Raw genomic sequence first — 25,629 nt, 5'->3', positions numbered from 1 at the left:
TGTCCTTGGCAATCTAGCCATCGACGGTCGGGAAAGAGTGCAAAGCCTCCGCCAAATCGCGGGCCATATCGCCCTCTTGCGACAGGCCTTCGACCAAGCCCGCGCGATCTTTGGCGCTGGCGTTTTGCTCTAGCTTCCAGCGGCCTTCAAATTTAGACACGGAAAACCGCAAGCCAACGATGCCACGTTTTAGGGCAGCGATATAGGCGACAGGCGCATCCGACACAGCCCAAGGCTCTGCGCGTCCTGCCTCGTTTTTATTGGTCAGCTCGTTCAGATGCCCGTGTAACCAATCCCCATCTTTGATCGCCTCAAGCCTACCATGGGCATGAACCACGATGTAATTCCACGTTGGCACCACTTTGCCGTCGTCCTGTTTGGACGGGTACAAGCCGCCAGACACATATGCATGGGGGCCTTGGAACATGAACATCGACGTGCCTTCCCCCGCAAGTTTCCAATGCGGATTGGCGCGGGCGCAATGGGCCTCGATCACAAAACCATCGGAGCTTTGCTTGACGACAACAGGCAAATAGGTGGTCTCAAACGCGCCCTCAAAAAAGGTCACCAAAGCGCCAAACCCGATTTGGTCCACCGCTGCGCTAAGCACATTGGGATCATCTATGGCAGAATTTTTGGGACGATACATGGCGATGCCTTTACATTCATTTGCCCCTGCATATCACGTGCCCCCCGAAACCCCAGCGCAGAGTGCTTTGGGCTCGCCTCAAAAGCAAAAAAGCGCCAAGAGGATCTAGGCGCGCATGTCTTTGGGGCTTTCCATAACGATATAAGAGGTGATCGAGTTCACTTGCGGCAGCACGCCCAACACGTCGGTGTGAAAGATCTTGTATGCCCCTAAATCAGCGGTCTCGACCCGCAGAATATATTCAAAGACACCCGTCACATTGTGACATTCTTTGACCTCAGGTGCGCGGGCGATTGCACGTTCAAAGGCCAGTTGTGATTCTTTGGTGTGTTTGGACAGACCTACGGTGACATAGGCCAAAAATCCGATACCGATTTTATTGCGATCAATCACGGCACGATATCCCGCGATCACCCCACTACGTTCCAAATCTGCGACACGACGCGATGTGGCAGAAGGAGACAACCCGATATGATCGGCCAGTTGCAGATTGGTCAGGCGACCATCTCGCTCAAGTGCGCGCAATATTTTGTCGTCAATATGATCCATGATCGAATTATATTGCAAAATCTACTCCACTCAAGCGGCATTTGCACGCAAACACGCAACTCAGCACCCTATATTAGCCAGATGGATATGACATTATTTTTCGCCCTCTTGGGCTTTGCCTTCGTCGCCTCGGGCACCCCTGGGCCGAACAATCTAATGCTTTTGGCCTCAGGTGCCAACTTTGGCTTGCGACGCACCTTGCCGCATATGCTTGGTATTTCGCTGGGGCATTCGTTCATGGTTTTTGTGATCGGACTTGGTTTGGCGCAAGTCTTTCACCGACTTCCGATTCTACAGATAATACTGACCATTGTCTCAATGGCCTATATGCTGTGGCTGGCGTGGAAAATTGCTCATGCAACTCCCCCGAAAGAAGGCGAAATCGGCGGCAAACCGTTCACATTTTTGCAAGCTGCCGCCTTTCAATGGGTTAATCCGAAAGCGGTGATCATGGCCATCACTGCGCAGACCAATTATGCGCAAGGCGACACTTGGACGGCGGCTTTGGCTGTGGGGCTTGGCTTTTTGATGGTCAATTTTCCCGCCATCACCCTTTGGGCATGGTTGGGGACAGAGTTACGCCGTTTTTTAACCAATCCACGCCGTTTGACCGTGTTCAACTGGACCATGGCGGGGCTTTTGGTGATTTCTATGGTGCCAATCTTATTTCATTAAGAAACTGTCATATTTCCCTGATCTAAGGCACAGTTGCACCATAGCGGCACCAAAAGGATCACGGCACATGACATTTGACAAAGATGCACAAGATTGGCTCGAAGCGGAACTTGCGGATTCACTGGATGAGGAATTCGAGCTTGAGCTGGAAGACGCGCTTTTGTCGCAAGAGATCAAGAAAATCTACCAAAAAGCCCATCCCAATGCCTTGACCCGTCATGAATATTTCTACGACCTTTTGCGCTTGCAAGCCGAGCTGATCCGCCTGCAAGACTGGGTGCAACACTCAGGCGAAAAGATTGTTGTGTTATTTGAAGGCCGCGATTCTGCGGGCAAAGGCGGCGTGATCAAACGCATCACCCAACGCCTGAATCCACGGATCGTGCGCACAGTGGCCCTGCCCGCGCCATCAGATCGCGAAAAAACCCAATGGTATTTTCAACGCTACGTGCCGCACTTGCCTGCTGCGGGCGAAATCGTTCTGTTTGACCGGTCTTGGTACAATCGTTCCGGCGTTGAGCGGGTGATGGGCTTTGCTGATGAAGATCAGGTTGAGCAGTTTTTCCAAGACGTTCCTGATTTCGAACGTATGTTAGTGCGTTCTGGCATCAAAGTGGTGAAATACTGGTTCTCGGTCTCTGACGAAGAACAGCAAATGCGGTTTTTGATGCGCATTCACGACCCGATGAAACAGTGGAAGCTCTCGCCGATGGATTTGCAATCGCGGGTGCGCTGGGAACAATACACCAAGGCCAAGGAAGAGGCGTTCGCGCGCACCAATATTCCTGAGGCCCCGTGGTATATTGTTGAGGGCAACGACAAAAAACGCGCGCGCTTGAATTGCATCGATCATTTGCTGTCGCTGTTCCCCTACGAGGACGTGCCCCACGAGGAAATCACCCTGCCCGAACGGGTGTACAACAAAGACTACGAGCGTGCTGTCTTGCCGCCCGAACTTTATGTGCCGTCAAAATATTGACGATCATGTGATGGGCTCCGGCTTTTCCTTTGGGCCTGTGGGGCTTATGGTGGTCTCATGTTTGCAGATTTTCTCAATCGGCTGATTCAGCCACAGCCACAGCGCCTGTCGGGCGCAGATTCCAATCTGGCCTTGGCGGCGCTTTTGGTGCGGGTCGCCCGTGCAGATGGCCATTATGATGCAGGTGAAGCGGCACGGATTTTGTCTGTGCTGCGTGACCGCTATAATCTGGACGAAGCGGCGGGATTGGCCTTGCGCGCAGAAGCCGAAGTGCTGGAGGCAGAGGCCCCCGACACCGTGCGCTTTACCCGTGCCATCAAAGATGCAGTGCCATATGAAGATCGTGCCGGCGTGATCGAGGGGCTTTGGTCCGTGGTTTTGACCGATGGGCACCGTGATCATGCTGAGGATACATTCTTGCGACTGGTGGCGAACCTGTTGGGGGTCAGCGATGTTGATAGCGCTTTGGCCCGTCAACGGGTTGCTCAAAATATAAGCTAAATCGCCAAAAGACACACTCAAGCTGCCCGCAAACGTATAGCATCCGCCGATTTCGGTCATTTTCGAAACATTCGCATGATTTTTAAGCGGTGACGCTGGGGAATTTCATCAAAGTCTGTTGCATCTGGCACAGAATCTCAGCTTACTCAGTTCCAATGTTGACCAAAGACTCAAAAACCTCGCCCGTGATCGAAATCCGTGATTTGCATAAATCCTACGGCGATCTTGATGTGCTCAAAGGCGTCTCGATGACGGCTGAACGCGGACAAGTGATTTCGCTGATCGGCTCATCGGGATCCGGAAAATCAACGCTTTTGCGGTGCGCCAATTTATTGGAAGACAGCCAAAGCGGCGAAATCCTGTTTGAGGGCGAACCGATCTCATGGAAAGGCAGCGGTCATATGCGCCGCCCACGTGATCGCAAACAGATCATGCGCATTCGCACCAATCTGTCGATGGTGTTTCAGCAATTCAATTTGTGGGCCCATATGACAATTCTTGAAAATGTCATGGAAGCCCCTGTTACGGTGTTGGGCCGCGATAAATCCGAGGTCGAAACCTCAGCCCGCGCCTATCTGGATCGCGTCGGCATCGGCGACAAATGTGATGTCTACCCAGCCCAAATGTCAGGCGGCCAACAGCAACGCGCAGCAATCGCTCGCGCGTTATGTATGGAACCCAAAGCCTTGTTGTTTGACGAACCCACCTCGGCGCTTGATCCTGAGTTGGAACAAGAAGTGGTCAAGGTGATCAAATCCTTAGCCACTGAGGGGCGCACGATGATGATCGTCACCCACGACATGCGCATGGCGGCCGACATTTCGGACCATGTTGTTTTTCTTCACCAAGGATTGATCGAAGAGCAAGGCCCGCCAGCCGCACTTTTCGGCAAACCAAAATCAAAACGTTTGCAGCAATTTCTAAGCTCAACTGTATCAGCCTAAAACAAGCACAATCAAAAAAAACCACCAGACTGGGAGACCAAAACTATGAAAAAACTCATTCTCTCCACCGCCCTAATGGCCCTCACTGCGACCGCGTCTTTTGCAGACACCGTACGCATGGGCACCGAGGGCGCCTACCCTCCCTACAACTTTATCAATGATGACGGCGAAGTTGCTGGTTTCGAACGTGAAGTCGGCGACAAACTTTGCGAAATCGCGGAACTGACCTGTGAATGGGTGACAAACGAATGGGACACCATCATCCCGAACCTGTTGTCCGGCAATTACGACACCATCATCGCGGGCATGTCCATCACAGAAGAACGTGAAGAAGTCATTGATTTCACACAAGACTACTACCCACCAACAGCATCGGCCTATGCCTCTGTGTCAGACAGCGTCGATTTGATGGGCGGTGTGATCGCAGCGCAAACATCCACAATCCAAGCGGGCCACGTGGCCGCGACAGGCGCCACCTTGGTTGAATTCGCCACATTGGACGACACGATTGCGGCCGTGAAAAATGGCGAAGTGGATGCCGTGTTTGCAGACAAAGATGCGCTTGTGCCCTTCGTGGAAGAACAAGACTTTATGTTCCTTGGCGATGACGTGCCACTGGGCAGCGGTATCGGCCTTGGCTTGCGTGAAAGCGATGCAGAGCTGAAAACAAAATTCAACGCGGCGATTGACGTGATGAAAGCTGACGGGTCTTTGAACGCTTTGCTGATCAAATACTTCGGCGAAGAAACAGCGACTTACTAAGCGTTTTTCGGGGCCGGTACGCTGGCCCCGATTTTCATTATGTTCGCATCTTGCACAGACCCATCCACGCTTGACGGCCTCAATTGGCTCGCCTGTTATTTGACAACGGGCAAGCATGTTTTGTTCTACAAAAGCTTTATCGTTGTGCTCACGCTTTTGGCCGTGACCGCCCCGATCGCACTTGGCGTGGGGTTTCTGGGGGCCATGGCTGCGCGGTCCAAAGTCGCGCCTCTGCGCTGGTTTGGGACGCTTTACACATCGATGGTGCGCGGTGTGCCGGATATCGTTTTCTTTCTTTTCGTCCCCTTGGCGATGGATCAAGGGTTTGAATGGACACGCCACAAAATTCTGTGCCCCGATTGGTCTGAACCGATCCGCCAAGGCAATGATTTTCTGGTCTGTTCTGCAGCCAAACTGCCCTTAGGGTCTGCCCCACAGGCTGTGCATGAGTTTTACGGGTTCATTTTGGCCGTGATCGCCTTTTCCATCGTCTTTGGGGCCTTTGCGGCCAATGTGCTATCAGGTGCAATGTCCGCCGTACCCCGCGCGCAAATGGAAACAGCCGAAGCCTATGGCATGTCTCCACGTCAAAGTTTCTGGCGCATTCTAGTGCCGCAAATGTGGATCTATGCCCTGCCCGGTCTGTCCAATCTTTGGATGATTCTGATCAAAGCCACGCCCTTGCTGTTCTTGCTTGGGGTCGAAGATATCGTCTATTGGGCCCGCGAACTTGGCGGCGCAAAAACCAGCCATTTCGACTATCCGCACCCTGACTGGCGCTTATGGTATTTTCTTGGGCTATTGGTGTTTTATCTCGCTTTTACAAAGGTTTCCGAAATCGTTTTGGACCGCCTCACCACCCGACTGTCGCGCGGCCAAGCCACCGTTGCGGGTGAGCAGATGAGGAAAGCCACATGAGCTGCCTGCAAACCATTTCAGATTATGCGTTTCGTTCCATCGGTTACGGCCCCCGCCTTTTGCCCAAATCCGACATCACCCTGTGCGAACAAGTGACGCTAATCGGCTCGGGCATGTTGTGGAACATCTATTTCGGCGTGCTGGCCTTGGGTTTTGGTTTTGTCTTTGCAACGCTGCTGGCCGTTGCGAAAAATACTCCAAACCCTTGGCTGCGCAAACCTGCGGAATGGTTTATGTTTTTGTTTCGCGGCTCTCCCTTGTTCATTCAATTTTTCTTGGCTTATGAGATGTTTGTTCAATTGCCAAAAGCAGGCATCGAGATCTTTGGCCTGACCTTGGAAACCGGCAATCTGACCCGCGCTTGGGCGGGGGCTTTGATCGTATTGTTCCTAAACACTTCGGCCTATTCCGCAGAAATTTTCTATGGTGCGCTGCGCTCTGTCCCCAAGGGCGATATGGAAGCAGCGGACGCCTATGGCATGGTTGGCTGGACGCGTTTCAGGCGGATCACTTGGCCGACGATGTTGCGTCTTGCTTGGCCGTCATACACCAACGAGGCGATTTTTCTGTTTCACGCCACCGCTTTGGTGTTTTTCTCAGGCTTTCCGGCGTGGCAGCAAAAGGGCGATGCCTTGTATTACGCGTCTTATTTTGCAGAAAAGACGTTCAACCCCTTTGTGCCCTATCCTATTGTCGCGGGATATTTTGTGGTGTTGATCGTGATTGTCATCGGCATCTTCAACATCATCAACACGCGGCTCAATCGTCATCTGCCCCTTGAAAGACGCCCGAAGCTTAGGTTCAAACCGCAGATCATTCGGTGATTTCGACACCATGCATGCGTGCTCTCTCGTGCTGCAGACGCGTCGTTTGTAATTGTTTTTTTTTGATATCTGGTCAGATCCAAAGCGCCGCCATATCACCGCCGGACCATCCCCATCCCACCTAAAACCTGTCTTCAACTGTAACGGTTATGCGAATTTTTTCTCCGACGCATTTACAGTGCTAGATTTTTACGCACCATACACATACAGTTATCGCGAAAAGACATTTTATAAATGGTGAAAGTCATGACTGCAGGTCCGAACGTATACGATTCAGAGCCCATTCCACAGGCTGCGCGCGCAGAAATAGAGCGTTTGCTCAGCTCAGGCGATCTCTTTCGCTACACGGCTTCTGAAAACGCACCCGTCACCCTGTTGGAACGCGAATTTGCCGAAATGCTCGGCGCAAAATATGCACTGGCCGTATCGTCGTGTTCAGCCGCATTGTTTTTGTCTTTGAAAGCACTTGACCTGCCCCGTGACGCGAAAGTTCTTATCCCTGCCTTTACCTTTGCGGCCGTGCCTTCAGCGGTTGTCCATGCAGATTGCATCCCTGTTTTGGTCGAATGCGGCGATAATTACCGGATCGATTTGGACGATTTGAAAGCGAAACTCGACGATGATATCAGCGCTGTTTTAATTTCTCATATGCGCGGTCACACCTCTGACATGGACGCGATTGTAACCCTGTGCGAAGCGCATAATGTGCCGCTGATTGAAGATGCTGCGCATTCTTTGGGCACGGTTTGGGATGGTCAAAACATTGGCACCATTGGCAAAATCGGCTGCTTCTCGTTCCAGTCTTACAAACTGTTGAACGCAGGTGAAGGTGGCATTTTGATCACGGATGACGACGATATTATCGCCCGTGCTGTGATCATGTCCGGCGCCTATGAGCACAATTGGAAAAAGCACAATGCCAGCCCAAGTGCTGAACTCGACGCGGCCTTTGATCGTGTGCAAAACCAGCTGCCGCTTTACAATCAGCGCTTGTCAAATTTGGCCGCTGCCGTTGTGCGTCCCCAATTGGCCGAAGTGCCACGCCGCGTACGAGATGGCCGTGCCAACCACGATTATGTCGCAGCTCAATTGCAATCCACGCCATTCCTGACGGTGCCAGACAAACTTGAAAAAGAAGTTCGCGCCCCTGACAGTCTACAATTTAACTTGGTCGATTTCTCGCCAGAAGAGGCTCTGAGCTTTCAATCTGCCGCCAAATCTCGCGGCGTGTCGGTTCAGGTGTTTGGCCTGTCCACGGATAACGCCCGCGCCTTTTGGAACTGGCAGTTCTTAGGCGACACGCCCGATTTGCCCAAGACCCGCGCGATGCTGTCCAAAGCCTGTGACACGCGATTGCCTGCGCGTCTGCAAAAAGAGGATTTGGACTTTATCGCGCAAGCTTTGATTGAGGCTGCATCAGACGCCAAGGGCATGGTGCAAGCGGCGGAATAATCCGTCGCTCAAACAATACACAGACGCCGTCCATACGCATGGGCGGCGTTTTAGTTGAGCACTTTAAAGTGTCCAGACAACCAAGAGTTTGCAGCCACGGCAGGTTGGACAAGCTGTGTTTCGATCAAGGGACGCAAACGTGCCGCGATATCGTCGGCCATGTCTTCCATCCCGTCTTTGCGCACGAAAACGGAAATACGGCGCGACATCGGGGCAAAGGGCAGCGGGTGAAGATCAATGCCTTCGGTATAGCGCCCTGCTTGTTGTGCGCCCATCGCGGTGAGAATTGTCCAGCCTGTCCCCCCCGCGACCATCGCCATCATCGCACGGTAACTGTCCAATTCAAATCGATGCACCAAATTGACGCCTTCGGCTGTCAAATGCTGGGCCAATTCGCGCCCCATAGCATGGCGGCGCGTGTATTCGATAAAGGAAACATCTTTTAGATCATCCAACGATGCCCCGCGCCCTTTGGCGGTGACAACAACAAAAGGATCATCCAGCAAGGGTAGGTTTTTCATCCAGTTCGACTTAGAAATATCGGCTGCAACAATGACATCCAGACTGCGGTGTTCCAAGTGATCCAGCAGCCGATGAGAGGGGCCCGTTTCCAACTCGAACCGCGTGTGCGTTAGAGCATCAGCCATACCAGAGAGCAAACTTGGCGTCACAGAGGCCTCAAAGTCTTCGATCATACCAAGGCGCAATGACCCCAATTGAGACAGATCAAGCCCTGCGATCTCTGAGCGTGCGTGGGAGGCTTCGCTAACAATTGTCAGCGCGCGCCGACGTAAAATGCGCCCCGCAGGCGTCAAGGTCATCGGGCGTTCGCGGCGATTCAACAGCTCGGTCCCCAAAGCCGTTTCCAAATTGGAAATCTGTTGAGACACCGACGAGGGCGAGGTTCCAAGTCGTTTGGCCGCGGCAGACACCGATCCATCTTCGGCGGCGGCCAAAAATACTTCGATCCCCCACAGACTGAACCGCCCAACCGTATCGTTCATCATGCCCCTCTTTACATTTCGAGTTAACGCTAGGGGGCAGACGCCAAAATGTCAGCCCTTTTTCAGTATAATATCACTATTGAACAACAGTATGATCATTCAGAAAGACAAAAGGCCCGCCAAGATGGCTAGGCCTTTTGTAATATATTCAGCAAAAACGACTAGAGCTTGGATAGTTTTTCTTGCAACTCGGCAAGCTGCCGTTTGATGTCACCTAGCTCTTCATTACCTTCTGTTTTGGACGACGATGATCTAGAGGGCCATGCGCCAGGCATGCCGCCCGTCATCGCTTTTAAAAAAGCTTCTTGCTGCGCTTGGATGGCTTCCAACCCAGGAATTGTTGGAATGCCTGTTCCCATATTTTCCATCATGCTCGCGGGTCCACCGCGTAGCATTTCGAAACTTTGCGCCAGAAACTGAGGCACCACGGAATTCACTTCGGTCGTGTAGCTGCGCACCAAATCTGTGAGCACACCCAAAGGCAAAACGCTTTCGCCGCGCCCCTCGTGTTCGGCAATGATTTGAAGAAGATACTGGCGGGTCAAATCATCACCGGATTTCAGGTCAATGATCTGAACGTCACGCCCAGCGCGGATAAATCCAGAGATGTCTTCAAGTGTCACATAGTCAGATGTCTCAGTGTTGTATAAACGCCGTGACGCATAGCGCTTGATCAAAAGCGTCCCGTTTTTTGAGTCAACCATGGGCGCCCCTCCCTAAATATTGCATTGCAGAAAGCCTATGCCCACGATTCGGGAAAAGCAAAAGAAAAGGCGGTTTTACGCGAAACAGATTGTTCATAGAAATATTGGCAGACAAAAACGGGCCCGCTCAAATGAGGGGCCCGTCTTGGTGCAATCTGTGCGAAGGGAGGAGGAGGAGCGCACAGTTTGCGAAAGAGTTTACTTAGCTGATGCAGTCGCTTTTTTTGCGGCTTTTGTAACTTCTTCAGTTGCTTTTTTAGCAGCTGCAGTCACGTCTTCGCCCATGTCTTTGCCAGCAGCAAGCATCAGTTCAACAGTTTCCATTTGAACTGATTTTGCAACTTCAGCAAAGGCAGCCATGTTTTCAGCGGCAAGCTCGGCTTGAGCAGATGCGAAATCTGTGAACGCTTTTGAGTAGTCAGCAGGCTCAGCTTTTGCGCCTGTGACGTCAGCCACTTTTGCGAGTGTTTCTTTTGTCCATTTGGAAGAAATCTCGGAAGATTTTTCAGCTGCAGCGATTGCAACTTTGGACATTTTATCGCTGAGCGATGCATTGGTTTTGAAACCATCTTGGAATGCAGTCATGTCAACGGGGAAAGCGCCCATCATGTCTTTCATGATTTTTGTGTAGTCTTCAGCCATGATCATATCTCCTGAACTTATGTTCTGTGCGGAGGTGCTAGCCTATGGCAGCAGATCCGCTTTGCTTCGTCTACAATCAATATGGATGCTGCACTGCAGCAAATCAAGTGAATTTTCTGCGACGCAGCACAAATTTTCAAAACCACGTGAAATCAGAGAGTTCCGCTCGCCTTAACATAAGCCCCCGGTGCTGGTGTCAACTCAACCGCACCCGAATCACCGATATTGCGCGCAGGGATCATGTCGCCGGAGCGCCCCTTGAGCCATGTTTCCCACCGCGGCCACCAACTGCCCTCGTTAAACTTGGCCCCATCTTTCCAATCTTGAGGGGGCAGACTCAGATCATCATTGGTGTAATGGCCATATTTCTTTTTGCAGGGCGGGTTCACGATGCCAGCGATATGGCCTGATTGGGACAGAATAAAGGTTTTGTCCTCAGCCCCCATCTGACGCACACCGTTATAGGAACTGGACCACGCCGCAATGTGATCGGTTTCGCAGCCAATCGCGCAAACAGGGACATCGACTTCGGACAGGTGCACGTGGGTGCCACAGATCGGAAAGCCCGTCGTCGCCAATTTATCGCCTTGGCAAAGGTGACGCAGGTATTCGACCGCCATCTTGCCCGGTAAATTGGTGCCATCCCCGTTCCAATATAGCAGGTCAAAGGCAGGTGGAGCCTCGCCCAACATATAGGATCGGATGGCAGGCTGATAAATCAGATCATTGGCCCGCAGGTACGAAAACGTGCGCGACATATAGAGAGAGCTCATAATGCCTGTGCGTTTGGCCTCGGCTTCGATCCCATCGACAAAGTCATCATCCAAGAACACGCCAACTTCACCTTGATCGGAAAAATCCGTCAATGTGGTAAAGAAAGTGGCTGAGTTGATAGAGGTATCTTTGCGCTGCTTGAGCAGACCCAGCGTGACCGACAGGGTGGTGCCAGCGATACAATACCCCGTGACGTTGATCTTTGGCGCGCCGGTGATCTCTTTGACCTTATCAATCGCGGTCAAGAACCCCTCTTCGACATATTGATCCATGCCAACATCTGCATAGCTTTCGTCAGGGTTCACCCAAGAGACCACAAACAAGGTATAGCCTTGATCCACGACCCATTTGATCAGTGAGTTTTTATCTTTGAGGTCGAGCACATAGAATTTGTTGATCCAAGGCGGGAACAACAACAACGGCACGTCATGCACTGTTTCGGTGCTTGGCGCATATTGGATCAGCTCGAACATCCGATTGCGAAAGACCACTGATCCTTTTGTGGTACCAAGATTGCGCCCCACTTCAAAGGCTTCTGTATCGGCCAAGCTGACAATCATTTGCCCGTCATGCGCTTCGATATCGCGCACGAGGTTTTCAAGACCCGTCACCAGACTTTCACCATTGGTGGCAACGGCTTGCTCAAGCGCATCAGGATTGGTGGCCAAGAAATTGGTGGGCGCCAGCATATCAACAATCTGGCGCGTGAAATAATCGATACGCTTGCGATCGCGCGCGTCCAAACCTTCGATGTCTTGCACTGCATCCGTCATCGCCTGTGCGTTGGCGACATATTGTTGTTTGATGAAATTGAAAAAGGGATGCGTGTCCCACAAGGGGTTCGCGAAGCGGCGGTCTTTTGGCGTGTCATCATTAGGAGGCGTCAGATCGCCCTTGGACAACCGGCTTTGCGCATCCGCGAAATGCGCCAGCGTTTTGCCCCAATAACCGATTTGATGCTCGATAATCTTTGCAGGATTGTTGATCATCTCGGCGGCATAGGCCGAAGCCGCCTTGACAAACAGGTCATCGCTTGGGCCTTGCAGCGCTTTGGGAATCGGTTTTGAGCGCGACATGGCGGCCGCAAGTCGTGTGGAAAGCTCTTCAATCTTGGCAATATTGGCGTTCATCACATCCAAATCACGGATTTCACTGTCTTCTTTCAGCGTCATCTCGTCACCTCCCTAAACACTTTGCACTTGCAGCATTTAAATATACTGTAAGACTATGAGATCACGATACCGCGACATTTCCAATAGGGAAGCACGGCAAGGCCGAAACTTCGGCAGAACGGAGACCAGATGCGATTCATGGCAAGCTATGACTTAATGGAAACCCTACGCACCACCAATCAGTGGTTCGGGGCGACTGCGCAGGCGCTCGGCTCTTACCCCGCAGCCTCAATGACGGTGAACCCTGCGTTGCAAATGATGGCAGCTTGGGGCGAAGTGACAGAACGATCTTTCGCGCGCATGGCGACCAAACCCGATTGGGGCATCGCCAGCGTTGTTGGTACGGACGGACGCGATCACATCGTTGATATCAATGTCGAGATGACCAAACCCTTTGGCGATTTGATCCACTTCAACGTGCAAGGTCGTGATGAAATGCCGCGCAAGGTGCTTATCGTTGCACCGATGTCGGGCCATTACGCCACTTTGCTGCGTTCCACCGTTGTATCCTTGCTCCCCGATTGCGAAGTCTACATCACCGATTGGCACAATGCCCGTGACATTCCAGTGTCCGAAGGCAAGTTTGACATCGAAGATTACACACTCTATCTCGTTGAATTCATGAAGTATATGGGGCCACAAACCCATGTGATTGCCGTGTGCCAACCCGCCCCATTGACCTTGGCGGCAACAGCCTATCTGGCCGAAGAAGATCCCGCCGCGCAACCCCGCACGCTGACATTGATCGGTGGCCCCATCGATCCAGATGCGACCCCCACAGACGTGACCGACTTTGGCAACCGCGTCACCATGGGTCAGCTTGAACAAAGCCTGATCCAGCGCGTTGGGTTCAAATACAAAGGCGTCGGGCGCAGGGTCTACCCCGGTCTTTTGCAGCTGTCATCGTTCATTTCCATGAACGTCGAGACCCACGCCAAAGCCTTTGCCGACCAAATCAGCCGCGTCGCCAAAGGCGAGGCCAGCGATCACGACAAGCATAACAAATTCTACGACGAATACCTGTCTGTCATGGATATGACGGCTGAGTTTTACCTCTCAACGGTGGACCGTATTTTCAAAGGGCTTGAAATCGCCAAGAATGAATTTGTGGTGAATGGCAAAAAAGTCGATATCGGCAAAATCACCGATGTTGCAGTCAAAACGGTTGAGGGCGAAAACGACGATATCTCTGCGCCCGGCCAATGCGTCGCGGCCTTGGACCTGTGTACAGGCCTGCCGGACAGCAAAAAAGCCTTTCACCTAGAACCAGGTGCAGGCCATTACGGCATTTTTGCAGGCAAAAGCTGGCGCAACAACATCCGGCCATTGGTCTTGGACTTTATTGATCAGAACTCTGGACCGCGCGTTGTCGCAGGCACCGAAACAGCCCCCAAAGCAAAGACCAAGGCCACTGCCAAAAAGGCGAGCTAGGTTTAACGTAAAACCAGCGGCGCTTCGATCTTAAGCCAAGATTGAAGCGCCCGAGACATCGCACGCGGTGCCTCAAGCATCGGCAAATGCCCAGCCCCCTCTATCTGCACATAGTCCGCGCGCGCCATCAATTCAGCCATGAATTGCTGACGGCGTGGCGGCACAAGCGTATTGGCAGCTCCCCCGATCACCATGCAGGGCAATCGCGCACGGCGCAGCACGTTTTGCATATCAGGACGACGTTGGATGATCTTGGATTGACGCAAATAAGTTTCCACTCCGATCTCCAGCGCCATATCGATCCAGTGATCTCGAATAGCATTGCGATACTCGGTGTCTGCCAAAGTCGTGCTTGGCATCTCTTCCATCAAAACCTCGCCCAGACGTCCCGCTTTTGCACGCACGATGCGCGGCTCGCGCGCAGCGGCCGCAGATGGAGTTTCCCCTTGGGCCGAGGCACAAATCAAAGCAAGCCGCGTCACGCGTTTTGGTGCACGGCGCAAAATTTCTGTGGCGACCGTTGCCCCAAGATCATGACCCGCAATTGCAAATGTTGGCGGGGCGGTGGCCAAGACAGACTCGGCCATTTCCTCAAGACTGTCACCAAGCAAAGGGGCCACCTGCACGGCATGCGCGCCGCTTAAATCGGCGACCTGATCAACGAACACACGTCCGTCGGACATAAACCCAGGCAGCAACACCACAGCTTCGTTCATTTTTCGCCCCGTTTTACAAACAACAACTCGCGCCCTCAGATTGCGAAGGAACGCCCCAGCGTCAAGCGCTCACCTGACATGAAAGCCGATATCCGCGCAGAATTGCAGTCACAAACGTGACAACACCTCTGAAATGGCCGTTTCAATGATGTCCATGCAGTCCGGCGTCGAAAAACTATGGTCCGCGCCTTTGACAAATTGCAGCCGCACATCATCACCATCAGCGTGATCCAGCAGATGAAGTGCAACAGAACGTTTCACCGAACCGTCATGCGTCCCTTGCAAAAAGCGCACCGGAAACGGCAGCGGCAATGGCTTACGTAGCACTAAGTTTTGCCGCCCATCTTCGATCAATTTGGCTGTGATCGGATAGGGTTCACCATAGCCAGAGGGCAAAAGCACAACACCGTTGTCACTCAGCTCGGCTTTTTGTGCAGGCGTAAACCCTGCCCACATACTGTCTTCAGTAAAATCAGGTGCTGCGGCGATGCCCACCAGCCCCGCGATCTTTTGCGGCATATTTTGCGTCAAGAGCAAGGCAATCCAACCGCCCATAGACGACCCGACCAAGACTTGCGGTCCAACTGTCAACGCCTCAATCGCAGCTTTCGCATCTTCGGCCCATTCACCAATAGAACCGTCGGTAATCGCCCCTTCGCTTTGGCCATGCCCCGAATAATCAAAGCGCAAAAACGGGCGACCTTGTGCTTTGGCCCAGGCTTCAAGCCCGACAGCTTTTGTGCCCTCCATGTCAGACATAAATCCGCCGAGGAAAACGATGCCGATTCCGTCGCCCGCGTTTTGATTATAGGCGATGCGTCGCCCCGAAGCTGTGTTCAAATACTCTGTCATAACGCCTCAAATCTGTTGTCCAGTCTGACCTATAGTCTGCGCCCCTATTCGGAAAGTCCAACCATGCGATTCCTCCACACTTTGTGCCAAAACGCGGTCGATCGAGATCAGGATTTGCTCCGACGGGTCTGGCGATGTGTTTGTCTGGCCATGTATTAAATGCGTCCCTGCACCGCGCATAAGGGTTTCCTCAATCGATCTATATCCTGCGTGTTTGCATCTGATGCTTCAAGCGGTTTTGCCACATCAATACCGCTTATGCCCCTCATCAAATTTATCCGCGTTGACAATGTCGCGACACAAAGCGAAAAAGCGCGCACATAAAACCCGCAACCGGGCGCTTAGTAGGCGCCAAAACGACGAGGAACGCCCAGATGGCCCCAGTCACAATCAAACTTACCCTCCCCGATGGCTCTGTTCGCGAATATGACGCAGGCATTACGCCTGGCGAAGTGGCGACAAGCATCGCGACCTCTTTGGGGAAAAAGGCGATCTCTGCCACTGTGAACGGCGCGCATTTCGACCTGCAATGGCCGATCCATGCTGACGCTGATATCGCGATCCACACCCTGCAAGACGACGATCAAGCGCTTGAGCTGATCCGCCACGATTTAGCGCATATCATGGCCCGCGCTGTGCAAAATATTTGGCCAGATGTTAAAGTCACCATCGGCCCTGTGCGTGACCACGGCTGGTTCTACGATTTCGATCGCAAAGAATCCTTCACCCCCGAAGATCTTGGCACGATTGAAGCCGAGATGAAAAAGATCATCAACGCGCGTGATGCGGTGAAAACCGAAACTTGGGACCGCGCCCGCGCGATCAAGTTCTATGAGGACGCAAATGAGCCCTTTAAAGTCGAGCTGATCAACAAAATTCCAGAGGGCGAAGACCTGCGCATGTACTGGCACGGCGACTGGCAAGATCTGTGCCGCGGCCCGCATTTGCAAAACACCGGTCAGGTGCCTGCGGATGGATTCAAATTGACCCATGTTGCTGGTGCTTACTGGCTGGGTGACAGCACGCGTCCGATGTTGCAGCGTATCTACGGCGTGGCGTTCAAAAACCGCAACGACCTAAAAGCCCACATGACTATGCTGGAAGAGGCCGCCAAACGCGACCACCGCAAACTGGGCCGCGAAATGGATCTGTTCCATATGCAAGAAGAAGCCCCTGGGCAAATCTTCTGGCACCCGAATGGTTGGAAAATCTACACACAATTGCAAGATTATATGCGCCGCATGCAAGACGCAGACGGCTATGTCGAGGTGAACACCCCGCAAGTGGTGAACCGCGTGCTGTGGGAAAAATCCGGCCATTGGGACAATTACCAAGAGAATATGTTCATCGTTGAAGTCGACGAAGATCATGCCCGCGAGAAAACAGTCAACGCGCTCAAACCAATGAACTGCCCCTGCCACGTGCAGGTCTATAACCAAGGCATGAAATCCTACCGCGATCTGCCTTTGCGCATGGCCGAGTTCGGATCGTGCAACCGCTATGAGCCTTCGGGCGCTTTGCACGGTATCATGCGTGTACGCGGGTTCACCCAAGATGACGCGCATATTTTCTGCACAGATGAACAAGTCGAAGAAGAGACCAAGAAATTCGTGATTTTCCTTGCGAAAGTTTACGCCGATCTTGGGTTTGATCAGTGGAAGGTGAAACTGTCCACGCGCCCTGAAAAGCGTGTCGGCACTGAGGAAAGCTGGGATGCGGCGGAGGAAGCCTTGGCCAACGGGATCAAGGCCGCAGGGTATGAGTATGAAATTCAAGAGGGCGAAGGTGCTTTCTATGGACCAAAGCTTGAATTCGTATTGACCGATGCGATTGGTCGCGACTGGCAATGTGGCACGCTGCAAATCGATCCGAACCTGCCTGAACGTCTTGACGCATCATATATCGGCGCTGACGGGAATAAACATCGCCCCTTGATGCTGCACCGCGCCGTTTTGGGATCGTTTGAGCGCTTCATTGGCATCTTGATCGAATCTCATGCTGGCAAGTTGCCATTCTGGTTGGCCCCCCGTCAGGTTGTTGTGGCGACGATTATTTCGGACGCCGACGACTATGTGCATGAGGTGGTCGCGCAACTGCGTGCCGCAGGTGTGCGTGCAGAGGCAGACACCCGTAATGAGAAGATCAACTACAAGGTTCGTGAGCACTCTTTAAGCAAAGTTCCTGTAATATTGGCCGTTGGTGCGCGTGAAGTCGAAGAACGCACTGTTTCAGTCAGACGCCTTGGTGAGAAACAAACCTCGGTCTCGCCACTGGATGAATTGGTAGCCAAATTGAAGGCCGAGGCCCTTGCGCCAGACCTTCAGTAAATAGTAACCCATTGAAAATAAAAGAAGGCGGTCAGGATTTGGCCGCCTTTTTTATGTCTAGATCACACGCAACTCACGTTTTCGTTTGTTACAATCCCTGACACACGCGTGGGACACAGGCCTGTGAATGGTGTGAAAGGGCCCTTTGCGCCAAAGTGTCTACACCGCCAAATACGGCGCGAACGCATATCACTTAGGGAGACTATCAATGTCCAAACACACAAAATCACTCGCTCTTGCTGGCGCACTTGCTGCTGCTCTTTCAGCTCACGCAACAACTGTGTCTGCTCAAGAAACTGAAAAATGTTACGGTGTTTCTCTCGCTGGCGAAAATGACTGTGCAGCGGGCCCAGGCACAACATGTGCAGGGACTTCTAAAGTTGACTACCAAGGCAACGCTTGGTCTTTGGTTCCAGCAGGCACATGTGCAACAATCGAACTTCCAGCAGACGCTGACGGCATGATGCGCCACGGTTCCATGGAAGCCCTTGATCGCGACATGGCGTCTTAAGCTCAAAATTTCGATCGCCGCGCCTATGTGCGGCGATCACATTCTAAAAGGGGAATCATCATGATGCGTCGCATAAATTCTTTGCCGAAAGGCGTTGGCGTCGGTTACAAACCCCAACATTTCTCTGACATTTTAAATGACCCCGCCCCAGTGACTTGGCTGGAAATTCATGCCGAAAACTACATGGGGGCTGGTGGACGTCCCTTGGCGCAATTGCGGGCATTGTCGGACAAATTCCCAATTTCCGTGCATGGTGTAGGCCTGTCGATCGGTTCCGAAGGGCGCCTTGATCCAGACCATCTTGCACGTCTCAAACACCTCAACACTTGGCTCGAACCAGCCTCATTTTCTGAACATCTGGCATGGTCGACCCATGACATGGGGTTCTACAACGACCTTTTGCCCCTGCCCTATACCGAGACAACATTGAAAACGGTCTGCGATCACATCGATGAGGTCCAAGACAGCTTGGGGCGGCAAATGTTGCTTGAAAACCCATCAAGCTATTTGGCCTTTTCCGAGAGCAGCATGGACGAAATTTCCTTTTTGCGCGAGGTCACCACGCGCACAGGCTGTGGGCTGTTGCTGGATGTGAACAATGTCTTTGTCTCTGCCACCAATTTGCAGATGGATGCGCGCGCTTATATCGATGCCTTTCCGCTTGATAAGGTTGGCGAAATTCATTTAGGCGGTCATGATGAGGACGAAGACGATCACGGCGCGCCTTTGTTGATCGACAGTCACGGACGCGAAGTGGCGGACCCCGTTTGGACGCTTTACGCACATACGATTGAAAAAGGTGGCGTCAAACCGACATTGATCGAATGGGATACGGACGTGCCTGACTGGTCAGTTTTGGTGGATGAGGCCAAGCGCGCAGTGGCACATCTTTCGCCGGTGCCAGCATGAAGCCTCAGGTCAGCCAATCCGCCTTTATCCAAGCCGCGATGAACCCTGATCTTGAAACGCCGCGCGGCATCGTTGGTCCCGATGGCATGCCTGCGCCAAAACGGTTTTCGGTCTATCGCAACAATATCATCGTCAGCCTGAAAGAGGCGATGAATGACGGGTTCCCTGCGGTGGCCTCTTTGGTTGGCGAGCCATTCTTTGCTGCCATGAGCGACATCTACATTCGCCAGAACCCGCCCAAATCACCCATTTTGGCCCTTTTTGGCGCAGATTTTCCTGAATTCATTACAAAATTCGAACCTGCTGCCTCCCTGCCCTATCTTGCGGATGTTGCACGTTTAGAATTCGCGTTGAGGCTTGCCTATCACTGTGCAGATACCACGCCCGTAGATCCCCAAGCCTTTGCAAATGCAAATGTTTTTTCTGCAACACTGTCCTTTGCACCGACTGTCAGCGCCTTGCGTTCTGATTACCCCGTCACTCAGATTCGCGTGGCCGCCTTGGGGGGGCCGCAGCCGACGGGGGGGGCGGAGGATGTTCTGATCACGCGGCCAGACTTAGACCCGATTGCGACCGCATTCCCAAACGGAACAGTGGCGATCATCGATGCATTGCAAGCGGGCTTGCCCTTTGGCGAGGCCATCGAGGCCGGACCAGACGCGCTTGATCTGCCCGCGTTTATCGGCACCCTGATTTCAGGCGGCGCCATTACCAAATTGGAGTACGACAATGTTTGAACGCTTTGAAACCGCCCTTAGCCGCCTCAACGCCTTTACTGCTGCGAATTTGCCGCTCTTGGCGCGCTTTGTTTTTGCCGCTGTCTTGGCACGGTATTTTTGGGCTTCGGCCATGACCAAACTTGATGGTCTTTTCACACCGTCCTTGGGCGCATATGCGCAAATTTTTCCACGTCAACTCGAAGCCGCAGGCTATGACACATCCGGATTTGGCGCATTGCATTGGCTGGTTATCATGGCCGGAACCTATGCGGAATTTGTCTTGCCTGCCTTGTTGATCATCGGTCTGGCCACGCGCCCCGCAGCTTTTGCCATGGCTGGATTTATCGTTGTGCAAAGTCTCACAGATATCGTTGGCCACCATGCAGATCCCGCCACAATCGGGCTGTGGTTCGACCGTGCCTCTGATGCATTGATCCTTGATCAACGCGCCTATTGGATGCTGGGGCTGCTCACCTTGATCGGGCTTGGCGCTGGACCTTTATCTGTCGATAGTCTGCTCAAGAAACGTCTATCTAAACAAAGCTAGACCCCGCAAGCCGCTTGGACATCTTTGCCCCAACCTAAGTACAACTTGCCATCTAAATCGATCACCGGACGCTTCATCAGCGTTGGGTGATCGGTGAGCAGCTCGATGGGATCACGGGCCCGTTCAACGTCATCAAGCCCGCGCCACGTCGTAGATTTTTTATTGACCAATGCCTCGCCAAATTCAGCTTGGAATCGCTGCAATTGCACGACTGAGAGCGGTTCAGCCCTAACATCATGCAGCGTTGCCTCAAGCGATTTGAGCGCCTTGCGGCACGTGTCACATGTTTTAATGCCGTAAATGATCGTCATCTGCATTCCCCGAACTGACGCCAAAATAAACTCTTTTACTTGGATTTACGCGAATTGAGACCATAAGGCAGCCCAAAATAACATCTTTTTCGTTTTTTTGGGCAATCGTTACAAACTTGTGGCTTGCGTTTATATGGACTTGAGGCAGAATTATTGTGTGACTGCTACCTTCTGGACGATCCGCTCGCACTCCGAGCAGCTACCCCCCTTGAAGACTTAGCTGCACCGAAGGCCGCACGTTGCGGTGACACTAGTGAGAGGAGACAACACATGCCAACAGGCACAGTTAAATGGTTTAACACGACAAAAGGATTTGGTTTCATTGCACCAGATGGAGGCGGCAGTGACGTCTTCGTCCATATTTCTGCAGTGGAACGCGCAGGTTTGACTGGCCTCGCTGACAATCAAAAGATTGGCTATGAGTTGATCGAAGGCCGCGACGGTCGACAGTCTGCGGGCGAGTTGCGCGCGATTTAATCGTAAAACAACAGCTTGAATTTAGACGGCTCCCATCGCATGAAGGGGGCCGTTTTATTATGCGCCAAGGAGGCCACCATGCCCACCATTTTGTGCTTCGGAGACAGCAATACATACGGTCTCGCGCCGATTGTTGATTTTGACAACCAAGACCCGCGGTATACGCGCCGCTGGCCAGTGGTTATGGCCGAAACGCTGGGCTGGGATCTTGTTGAAGAGGGTCTGCCCGGCCGGACGTTTCAGTTTCCATGTCCGATGATGGGGCCACATATGGACGGTCGGATCGGCTTGTTCATGGCGCTTGAAAGCCACGGACCGATTGATGCCATTGCCATTATGCTTGGAACGAACGATCAAAAGGCCCATTTTGACGCTTCCCCTGAGGATATCGTCGCAGGGGCCTCCTTCTTATTGGATGTCTGTCTGTCCGATGAAATGCAAGCGCGTCATGATGGGTTTGAGCCCATTTTGATAGCGCCCCCTGCCCCCGCGGAACGCGGTCTTTTGGCAGATGAGTTTACAGGTGCAAATGCAAAAGCTCGACTGGTGACAAACGGCTTGCATGACCTTGCACGCGCGCGCGATGTCACCTTTTTTGATGCAGGATCGATTATCGAGACATCACAGACAGACGGTATTCATTTCGATGAGACCGCCCATGGTGTTTTAGGAAACGCCATGGCACGTTTCATTCTTGAGGAAACTACACCTGAGTGAACCGGTCCGCGCGCTTTGGTTTATGTCACGGCGCGCGTGATCATCACGCCTAAAGCAGCGGATGTCCCCGTGAGAACGCCCCCCCAAATCACATCGACAGCGACCATCGTAGGATCCCATCGCGTGAGGGTCGCATAATTGGTAAACTCGTAAGTGCCATAAGCCATCATACCAAGCAGTGCTGCTTTGGCGAAGACAGTGAGAATTGATCCAGTTTCAAGAGCGGGCCAAGACACAAAGAACAATAGACCACCGATATAGGCCAAATAGAATACGGCGGCGGGGCCTATTCTAAAGTCTTGCAGCAACCAGTCATCTAGGCGCGCTTCAAAAATCGGGCGCATCACAGTTTTCAAGAAAACAACATCGATGCCCAAGAACACAATGACTGTTGAGATGTAAAGAATGATGAGCTGCATAACGCCTCCTGTTATAAAGAGTACGCATCACATCACCTTTTGGATCACGTCCCGTCGAAGGAATCTGGGCTTTTGCCCATCGGGATTTGTGACGACGTGTAATATGGCGCGGACCGTCGCACTGTACGGAGTACGGCAGGTGCGTCAGAATATCCCGTCGCGGTCGGTACGCCACAGCAAACAACGCCATTGTAACGGATCGGTTGCGTGCCCGCAGGACAGTAATTTTCGACGTTCTTTTCATAGCCAAATAGCGTGACATTTGGACTATAGGGTTGCGTTTCACCTGCAAATGCGGGGGCCGACACAGCGGCAAATGCAAGGGCAACCAAAGTGGATTTCAACATCATTTCTACACTCCAAACATAACCGAGCTTAGCTCAACCTGACATAAAGGTAGCCTACGAGGTCTGGTGGGTCAATTTTCGTCTGCCACAAAATGGAGCCTATTGGCCCGACTTTAGAAACCTTAACCGTCAAATGGCTTTATTGTTCTGAATTAATCAACAATCTACCGCTTGCGAACCAGTTCGACCAATTCACATTTGGGCCCAGTTTCCCGATGGACGCAACGACCGATTTCCACCCATTCGGCGGGGTCAAACTCAGGGAAAAACGTCTCGGCCCCGTCAACTTCCAAATCGACTTCGGTGATCAAAAGCCGATCCGCCATCGGCAGCATCGCGTCATAAATACCAAACCCGCCCATGCCGTAGATCCGCGCATAGATGCTTTGTTCGGCAAATGAGATGGCATCATCAAGCGTTGGGAACACATGCTCATGGTCGACACCTTGACTGGAAACCACCAAATTCAGTCTATTTTTGAGTGGCTTGAACGGAAGGCTGTCCCAAGTGTTGCGCCCCATAATGCAAGCCCCGCCCATGGTTTCGCGCTTGAAAAACCCAAGATCTTCAGGCGCATACCACGGAATTTCATTGTCCTTACCGATAGCCCCATTGCGATCACGGGCGACGATCAATGTAATCATGTCAAATGTCCTTTAAACGGCGACGGGCGCTTTGATCATCGGATCGGGGTCATAATTGAGCACCTCGAAATCCTCGTATTTAAAATCAAACAAGGATTTTACATCGGGGTTCAATCGCATCTGCGGCAAGGCTTTAGGACTACGCGACAGCTGTAGATCGACCTGTTCCAGATGGTTCGAATAAATATGCGCATCGCCGATGGAATGGACAAAATCACCCGGTTCATAGCCTGTGACTTGCGCGAGCATCAGCAACAACATCGAATAAGACGCGATGTTGAACGGCACGCCAAGAAACATATCGGCAGAGCGTTGGTAGAGCTGTAGATGCAGTTTGCCGCCCAAAATTTTAACCTGCCAAAGAGTATGACAGGGCGGCAAAGCCATGTTCGGCACATCAGCCGGATTCCATGCGGACACCATCAAACGGCGGCTGTCAGGCGATGTCTTGATCATATCCAACAGATTTTGAATTTGATCGACTGAGTTTGCAATGAACAAAGGTTCGCCGTTCAATGTCTCGTTGGTTTTCTCAAGCGCTGGAAAGCGACGCCATTGATGGCCGTAAACCGGACCTAGATCGCCGCGCTCATCCGCCCACTCATTCCAGATCGAGACGCCGTTGTCTTTGAGGTATTTGATGTTCGTATCGCCAGCCAGAAACCATAAAAGTTCGTGCATAATGGACCGCAGATGCAATTTCTTGGTGGTCACCAAGGGGAATCCATCTGCCATGGAATAACGGGCCTGCAGTCCGAAATATGAAATCGTGCCAGTGCCTGTGCGATCGGTCGTCCGTTCGCCTTTTTCCAAAATGGTTCTTAATTGATCGTGATACTGCTGCACCTGTTGCCCCCTATTTGGCGTTGCCCGACATTTGTAGGGACAATCGCGCGATGTGCAAAGGGGCTGTTCGATGTTTCCACTTAGATTCTGTTTGCCGCTGCGCTAAGGTTTGGCAAAGACGCAAAGGAAGTCAGTTATGAAATATCTACACACAATGGTGCGCGTGAAGGATTTGGAAAAATCCATGGCGTTTTTCGAACTTTTGGGCCTCAAGGAAATCAAACGCTCAGACCACGAAGGTGGACGATTCTCGCTTATATTCATGGCGGCTGAGGGCAACGAGGACTGCCCTGTTGAGCTAACCTATAACTGGGATGGCGATGACGCTTTGCCCGCGGATGGGCGGCACTTTGGTCATTTGGCCTATGAAGTCAAAAATATCTACGAGCTTTGCCAAACACTTATGGATAACGGCGTGACGATCAACCGCCCACCACGCGACGGGCACATGGCCTTTGTGCGCTCGCCCGACAATATTTCGATCGAATTGCTGCAAGAGGGTGAAGCCCTTGCCCCAGCAGAGCCTTGGGCATCGATGCAAAACACGGGTCATTGGTAGGCCCCTGACCGCGCCCAACGGAAAAAAGAACAAAAAAATGGCGCTCTCGCTCTTACCGGCGGGGGCGCTTGCATATGAATGATCGTATTTTAAGAGATGTGTGACGGAATGGACATTCTGTCCAAAATCACGTCGTTTAGTAGATATAGCGGATCTGATCGGTCCAATACCGCTCAACGCGGCGTAGGGATATATTGATCTCATCGATATCCGCTGGGGTCAAAACGGCTCTCTTTTCAAGACCTTCTGCATGGCGCTCGAAAAGATCTGTGACAGTATCGGACACGTGACGACCCTTTTCTGTCAGCTTTACGCGTACAGAGCGGCGATCAATTTCGCAGCGCTGGTGGTGCATATAGCCCATATCGACCAGTTTTTTCAGGTTATAACTGACATTCGATCCCTGATAGTATCCGCGGGATTTCAGTTCGCCTGCCGTCACTTCATTTTCGCCCACATTGAACAAAAGAAGTGCCTGAACGGCATTTATTTCGAGAACGCCAACACGTTCGAATTCATCCTTGATCACGTCAAGTAGAAGTCGGTGCAATCGTTCCACCAAAGAGAGGGCTTCTAGATATTGCCCCATAAACGTTTCGTTCGATTTTGAAATCGTTGAATGCATATTCATTCGTCACTCCGCCTTAGGCTTGTAGGCGTTCAACTTGACTGCAATTCCCCAAAATTCGGTTAAACGTCTTCGCTTTTTTTAGACAAAAGCGAGTTTACTTGATGATGGTTAATCAAA

General features: G+C 52.2%; 31 protein-coding genes. 17 read left to right on the top strand and 14 right to left on the bottom strand.

The genetic code is table 11. The features are described 5' to 3' along the window. Nucleotides 1-13 precede the first annotated feature (13 nt). Nucleotides 14-649, bottom strand: a complete 636-nt coding sequence (locus KO497_RS16240) for an FMN-binding negative transcriptional regulator (RefSeq protein ID WP_215945004.1) — start codon at nt 647-649, stop codon at nt 14-16. Between the two features lie 105 nt (nt 650-754). Continuing rightward, nucleotides 755-1,198, bottom strand: coding sequence for an Lrp/AsnC family transcriptional regulator (locus KO497_RS16235; protein ID WP_215945003.1), 444 nt, complete (start codon nt 1,196-1,198; stop codon nt 755-757). A gap of 81 nt (nt 1,199-1,279) precedes the next feature. Between KO497_RS16235 and KO497_RS16230 the strand changes: the two genes are divergently transcribed. From KO497_RS16230 to KO497_RS16195, 8 genes are all read left to right on the top strand, one after another. Continuing rightward, nucleotides 1,280-1,873 carry a LysE family translocator gene (locus tag KO497_RS16230; RefSeq protein ID WP_215945002.1) on the top strand — a complete coding sequence of 198 codons (594 nt, stop codon included), beginning with the start codon at nt 1,280-1,282 and terminating at the stop codon, nt 1,871-1,873. Nucleotides 1,874-1,940: 67 nt separating this feature from the next. Beyond that, on the top strand, nt 1,941-2,852 hold the full coding sequence (ppk2, locus tag KO497_RS16225; protein ID WP_215945001.1) for a polyphosphate kinase 2: 912 nt from the start codon (nt 1,941-1,943) through the stop codon (nt 2,850-2,852). 57 nt (nt 2,853-2,909) lie between these two features. Then, nucleotides 2,910-3,353, top strand: coding sequence for a TerB family tellurite resistance protein (locus KO497_RS16220; RefSeq protein WP_215945000.1), 444 nt, complete (start codon nt 2,910-2,912; stop codon nt 3,351-3,353). 155 nt (nt 3,354-3,508) lie between these two features. Next, complete coding sequence (locus tag KO497_RS16215; protein WP_215944999.1) at nt 3,509-4,297, top strand: ABC transporter ATP-binding protein; 789 nt, start codon at nt 3,509-3,511, stop codon at nt 4,295-4,297. Between the two features lie 45 nt (nt 4,298-4,342). After that, a complete protein-coding gene (locus tag KO497_RS16210) occupies nt 4,343-5,059 on the top strand; it encodes a transporter substrate-binding domain-containing protein (protein ID WP_215944998.1) in 717 nt (238 codons plus the stop codon). A 39-nt stretch (nt 5,060-5,098) separates the two neighbouring features. After that, entirely contained in the window at nt 5,099-5,977 is an 879-nt protein-coding gene (locus KO497_RS16205; protein WP_215944997.1) for an ABC transporter permease, read from the top strand. Then, nucleotides 5,974-6,801: an ABC transporter permease gene (locus KO497_RS16200; RefSeq protein WP_215944996.1), complete on the top strand. Its 828-nt coding sequence runs from the start codon at nt 5,974-5,976 to the stop codon at nt 6,799-6,801. The genes KO497_RS16205 and KO497_RS16200 overlap by 4 nt, the downstream gene beginning before the upstream one ends. Before the next feature lie 246 nt (nt 6,802-7,047). Further along, the gene (locus KO497_RS16195) at nt 7,048-8,253 is read left to right on the top strand and encodes a DegT/DnrJ/EryC1/StrS family aminotransferase (protein ID WP_215944995.1); all 1,206 of its coding nucleotides are present in this window, start codon (nt 7,048-7,050) and stop codon (nt 8,251-8,253) included. A gap of 50 nt (nt 8,254-8,303) precedes the next feature. Here the strand turns inward: KO497_RS16195 and KO497_RS16190 are convergent, their stop codons facing one another. The 4 genes from KO497_RS16190 to phaC all read right to left on the bottom strand — a co-directional run bounded on the left by KO497_RS16190 (nt 8,304) and on the right by phaC (nt 12,549). Continuing rightward, nucleotides 8,304-9,260, bottom strand: a complete 957-nt coding sequence (locus KO497_RS16190) for a LysR family transcriptional regulator (protein WP_252729741.1) — start codon at nt 9,258-9,260, stop codon at nt 8,304-8,306. A 158-nt stretch (nt 9,261-9,418) separates the two neighbouring features. After that, a complete protein-coding gene (phaR, locus tag KO497_RS16185) occupies nt 9,419-9,961 on the bottom strand; it encodes a polyhydroxyalkanoate synthesis repressor PhaR (protein WP_215944994.1) in 543 nt (180 codons plus the stop codon). Between the two features lie 198 nt (nt 9,962-10,159). Then, the gene (locus tag KO497_RS16180) at nt 10,160-10,609 is read right to left on the bottom strand and encodes a Phasin (RefSeq protein WP_215944993.1); all 450 of its coding nucleotides are present in this window, start codon (nt 10,607-10,609) and stop codon (nt 10,160-10,162) included. Nucleotides 10,610-10,755: 146 nt separating this feature from the next. Further along, nucleotides 10,756-12,549, bottom strand: a complete 1,794-nt coding sequence (gene phaC / locus KO497_RS16175) for a class I poly(R)-hydroxyalkanoic acid synthase (protein ID WP_215944992.1) — start codon at nt 12,547-12,549, stop codon at nt 10,756-10,758. Nucleotides 12,550-12,678: 129 nt separating this feature from the next. On the opposite strand from phaC, the gene phaZ reads away from it, so the two are divergent. After that, nucleotides 12,679-13,980, top strand: a complete 1,302-nt coding sequence (gene phaZ / locus KO497_RS16170; protein WP_215944991.1) for a polyhydroxyalkanoate depolymerase — start codon at nt 12,679-12,681, stop codon at nt 13,978-13,980. A gap of 2 nt (nt 13,981-13,982) precedes the next feature. On the opposite strand, the gene KO497_RS16165 is transcribed toward phaZ, so the two are convergent. Next, nucleotides 13,983-14,696, bottom strand: coding sequence for an alpha/beta fold hydrolase (locus KO497_RS16165; protein ID WP_215944990.1), 714 nt, complete (start codon nt 14,694-14,696; stop codon nt 13,983-13,985). A gap of 108 nt (nt 14,697-14,804) precedes the next feature. Then, a complete protein-coding gene (locus tag KO497_RS16160) occupies nt 14,805-15,548 on the bottom strand; it encodes an alpha/beta hydrolase (protein WP_215944989.1) in 744 nt (247 codons plus the stop codon). A 374-nt stretch (nt 15,549-15,922) separates the two neighbouring features. On the opposite strand from KO497_RS16160, the gene thrS reads away from it, so the two are divergent. The 5 genes from thrS to KO497_RS16135 all read left to right on the top strand — a co-directional run bounded on the left by thrS (nt 15,923) and on the right by KO497_RS16135 (nt 20,561). Beyond that, nucleotides 15,923-17,875 carry a threonine--tRNA ligase gene (gene thrS, locus KO497_RS16155; RefSeq protein WP_215944988.1) on the top strand — a complete coding sequence of 651 codons (1,953 nt, stop codon included), beginning with the start codon at nt 15,923-15,925 and terminating at the stop codon, nt 17,873-17,875. Nucleotides 17,876-18,083: 208 nt separating this feature from the next. Then, a complete protein-coding gene (locus tag KO497_RS16150; RefSeq protein WP_215944987.1) occupies nt 18,084-18,386 on the top strand; it encodes a BufA1 family periplasmic bufferin-type metallophore in 303 nt (100 codons plus the stop codon). A gap of 60 nt (nt 18,387-18,446) precedes the next feature. Beyond that, entirely contained in the window at nt 18,447-19,295 is an 849-nt protein-coding gene (gene bufB / locus KO497_RS16145) for an MNIO family bufferin maturase (RefSeq protein ID WP_215944986.1), read from the top strand. Continuing rightward, a complete protein-coding gene (locus KO497_RS16140; protein WP_215944985.1) occupies nt 19,292-20,032 on the top strand; it encodes an HvfC/BufC N-terminal domain-containing protein in 741 nt (246 codons plus the stop codon). The genes bufB and KO497_RS16140 overlap by 4 nt, the downstream gene beginning before the upstream one ends. Continuing rightward, the gene (locus KO497_RS16135; protein WP_215944984.1) at nt 20,025-20,561 is read left to right on the top strand and encodes a DoxX family protein; all 537 of its coding nucleotides are present in this window, start codon (nt 20,025-20,027) and stop codon (nt 20,559-20,561) included. The genes KO497_RS16140 and KO497_RS16135 overlap by 8 nt, the downstream gene beginning before the upstream one ends. Here the strand turns inward: KO497_RS16135 and KO497_RS16130 are convergent. Beyond that, the gene (locus KO497_RS16130) at nt 20,558-20,872 is read right to left on the bottom strand and encodes an ArsC/Spx/MgsR family protein (protein WP_436799298.1); all 315 of its coding nucleotides are present in this window, start codon (nt 20,870-20,872) and stop codon (nt 20,558-20,560) included. The genes KO497_RS16135 and KO497_RS16130 overlap by 4 nt on opposite strands. A 270-nt stretch (nt 20,873-21,142) precedes the next feature. Between KO497_RS16130 and KO497_RS16125 the strand changes: the two genes are divergently transcribed. After that, nucleotides 21,143-21,349: a cold-shock protein gene (locus tag KO497_RS16125; RefSeq protein ID WP_215944983.1), complete on the top strand. Its 207-nt coding sequence runs from the start codon at nt 21,143-21,145 to the stop codon at nt 21,347-21,349. A gap of 78 nt (nt 21,350-21,427) precedes the next feature. Further along, nucleotides 21,428-22,066, top strand: coding sequence for a GDSL-type esterase/lipase family protein (locus KO497_RS16120; RefSeq protein ID WP_215944982.1), 639 nt, complete (start codon nt 21,428-21,430; stop codon nt 22,064-22,066). Between the two features lie 20 nt (nt 22,067-22,086). Here the strand turns inward: KO497_RS16120 and KO497_RS16115 are convergent, their stop codons facing one another. The 4 genes from KO497_RS16115 to KO497_RS16100 all read right to left on the bottom strand — a co-directional run bounded on the left by KO497_RS16115 (nt 22,087) and on the right by KO497_RS16100 (nt 24,322). Beyond that, on the bottom strand, nt 22,087-22,485 hold the full coding sequence (locus KO497_RS16115) for a DUF2177 family protein (RefSeq protein ID WP_215944981.1): 399 nt from the start codon (nt 22,483-22,485) through the stop codon (nt 22,087-22,089). Between the two features lie 44 nt (nt 22,486-22,529). Further along, nucleotides 22,530-22,835 carry a hypothetical protein gene (locus KO497_RS16110; protein ID WP_215944980.1) on the bottom strand — a complete coding sequence of 102 codons (306 nt, stop codon included), beginning with the start codon at nt 22,833-22,835 and terminating at the stop codon, nt 22,530-22,532. Nucleotides 22,836-22,996: 161 nt separating this feature from the next. Then, complete coding sequence (locus KO497_RS16105) at nt 22,997-23,476, bottom strand: dihydrofolate reductase (RefSeq protein WP_215944979.1); 480 nt, start codon at nt 23,474-23,476, stop codon at nt 22,997-22,999. A gap of 12 nt (nt 23,477-23,488) precedes the next feature. Further along, nucleotides 23,489-24,322: a thymidylate synthase gene (locus KO497_RS16100; RefSeq protein ID WP_215944978.1), complete on the bottom strand. Its 834-nt coding sequence runs from the start codon at nt 24,320-24,322 to the stop codon at nt 23,489-23,491. A gap of 136 nt (nt 24,323-24,458) precedes the next feature. Here KO497_RS16100 and KO497_RS16095 point away from each other — a divergent pair, with 136 nt between their 5' ends. After that, nucleotides 24,459-24,881 (top strand): VOC family protein, encoded by a 423-nt coding sequence (locus KO497_RS16095; RefSeq protein ID WP_215944977.1) that lies wholly within the window; start codon nt 24,459-24,461, stop codon nt 24,879-24,881. Between the two features lie 136 nt (nt 24,882-25,017). Here KO497_RS16095 and KO497_RS16090 read toward each other — a convergent pair whose 3' ends face one another. Then, the gene (locus KO497_RS16090) at nt 25,018-25,512 is read right to left on the bottom strand and encodes a MarR family winged helix-turn-helix transcriptional regulator (protein WP_215944976.1); all 495 of its coding nucleotides are present in this window, start codon (nt 25,510-25,512) and stop codon (nt 25,018-25,020) included. Nucleotides 25,513-25,629 lie beyond the last annotated feature (117 nt).

Origin of the sequence: Pacificibacter marinus, assembly GCF_018860665.1 — a bacterium.
Lineage (GTDB): Bacteria > Pseudomonadota > Alphaproteobacteria > Rhodobacterales > Rhodobacteraceae > Celeribacter > Celeribacter marinus_A.
This window is presented reverse-complemented; position numbering and strand designations above follow the sequence as displayed.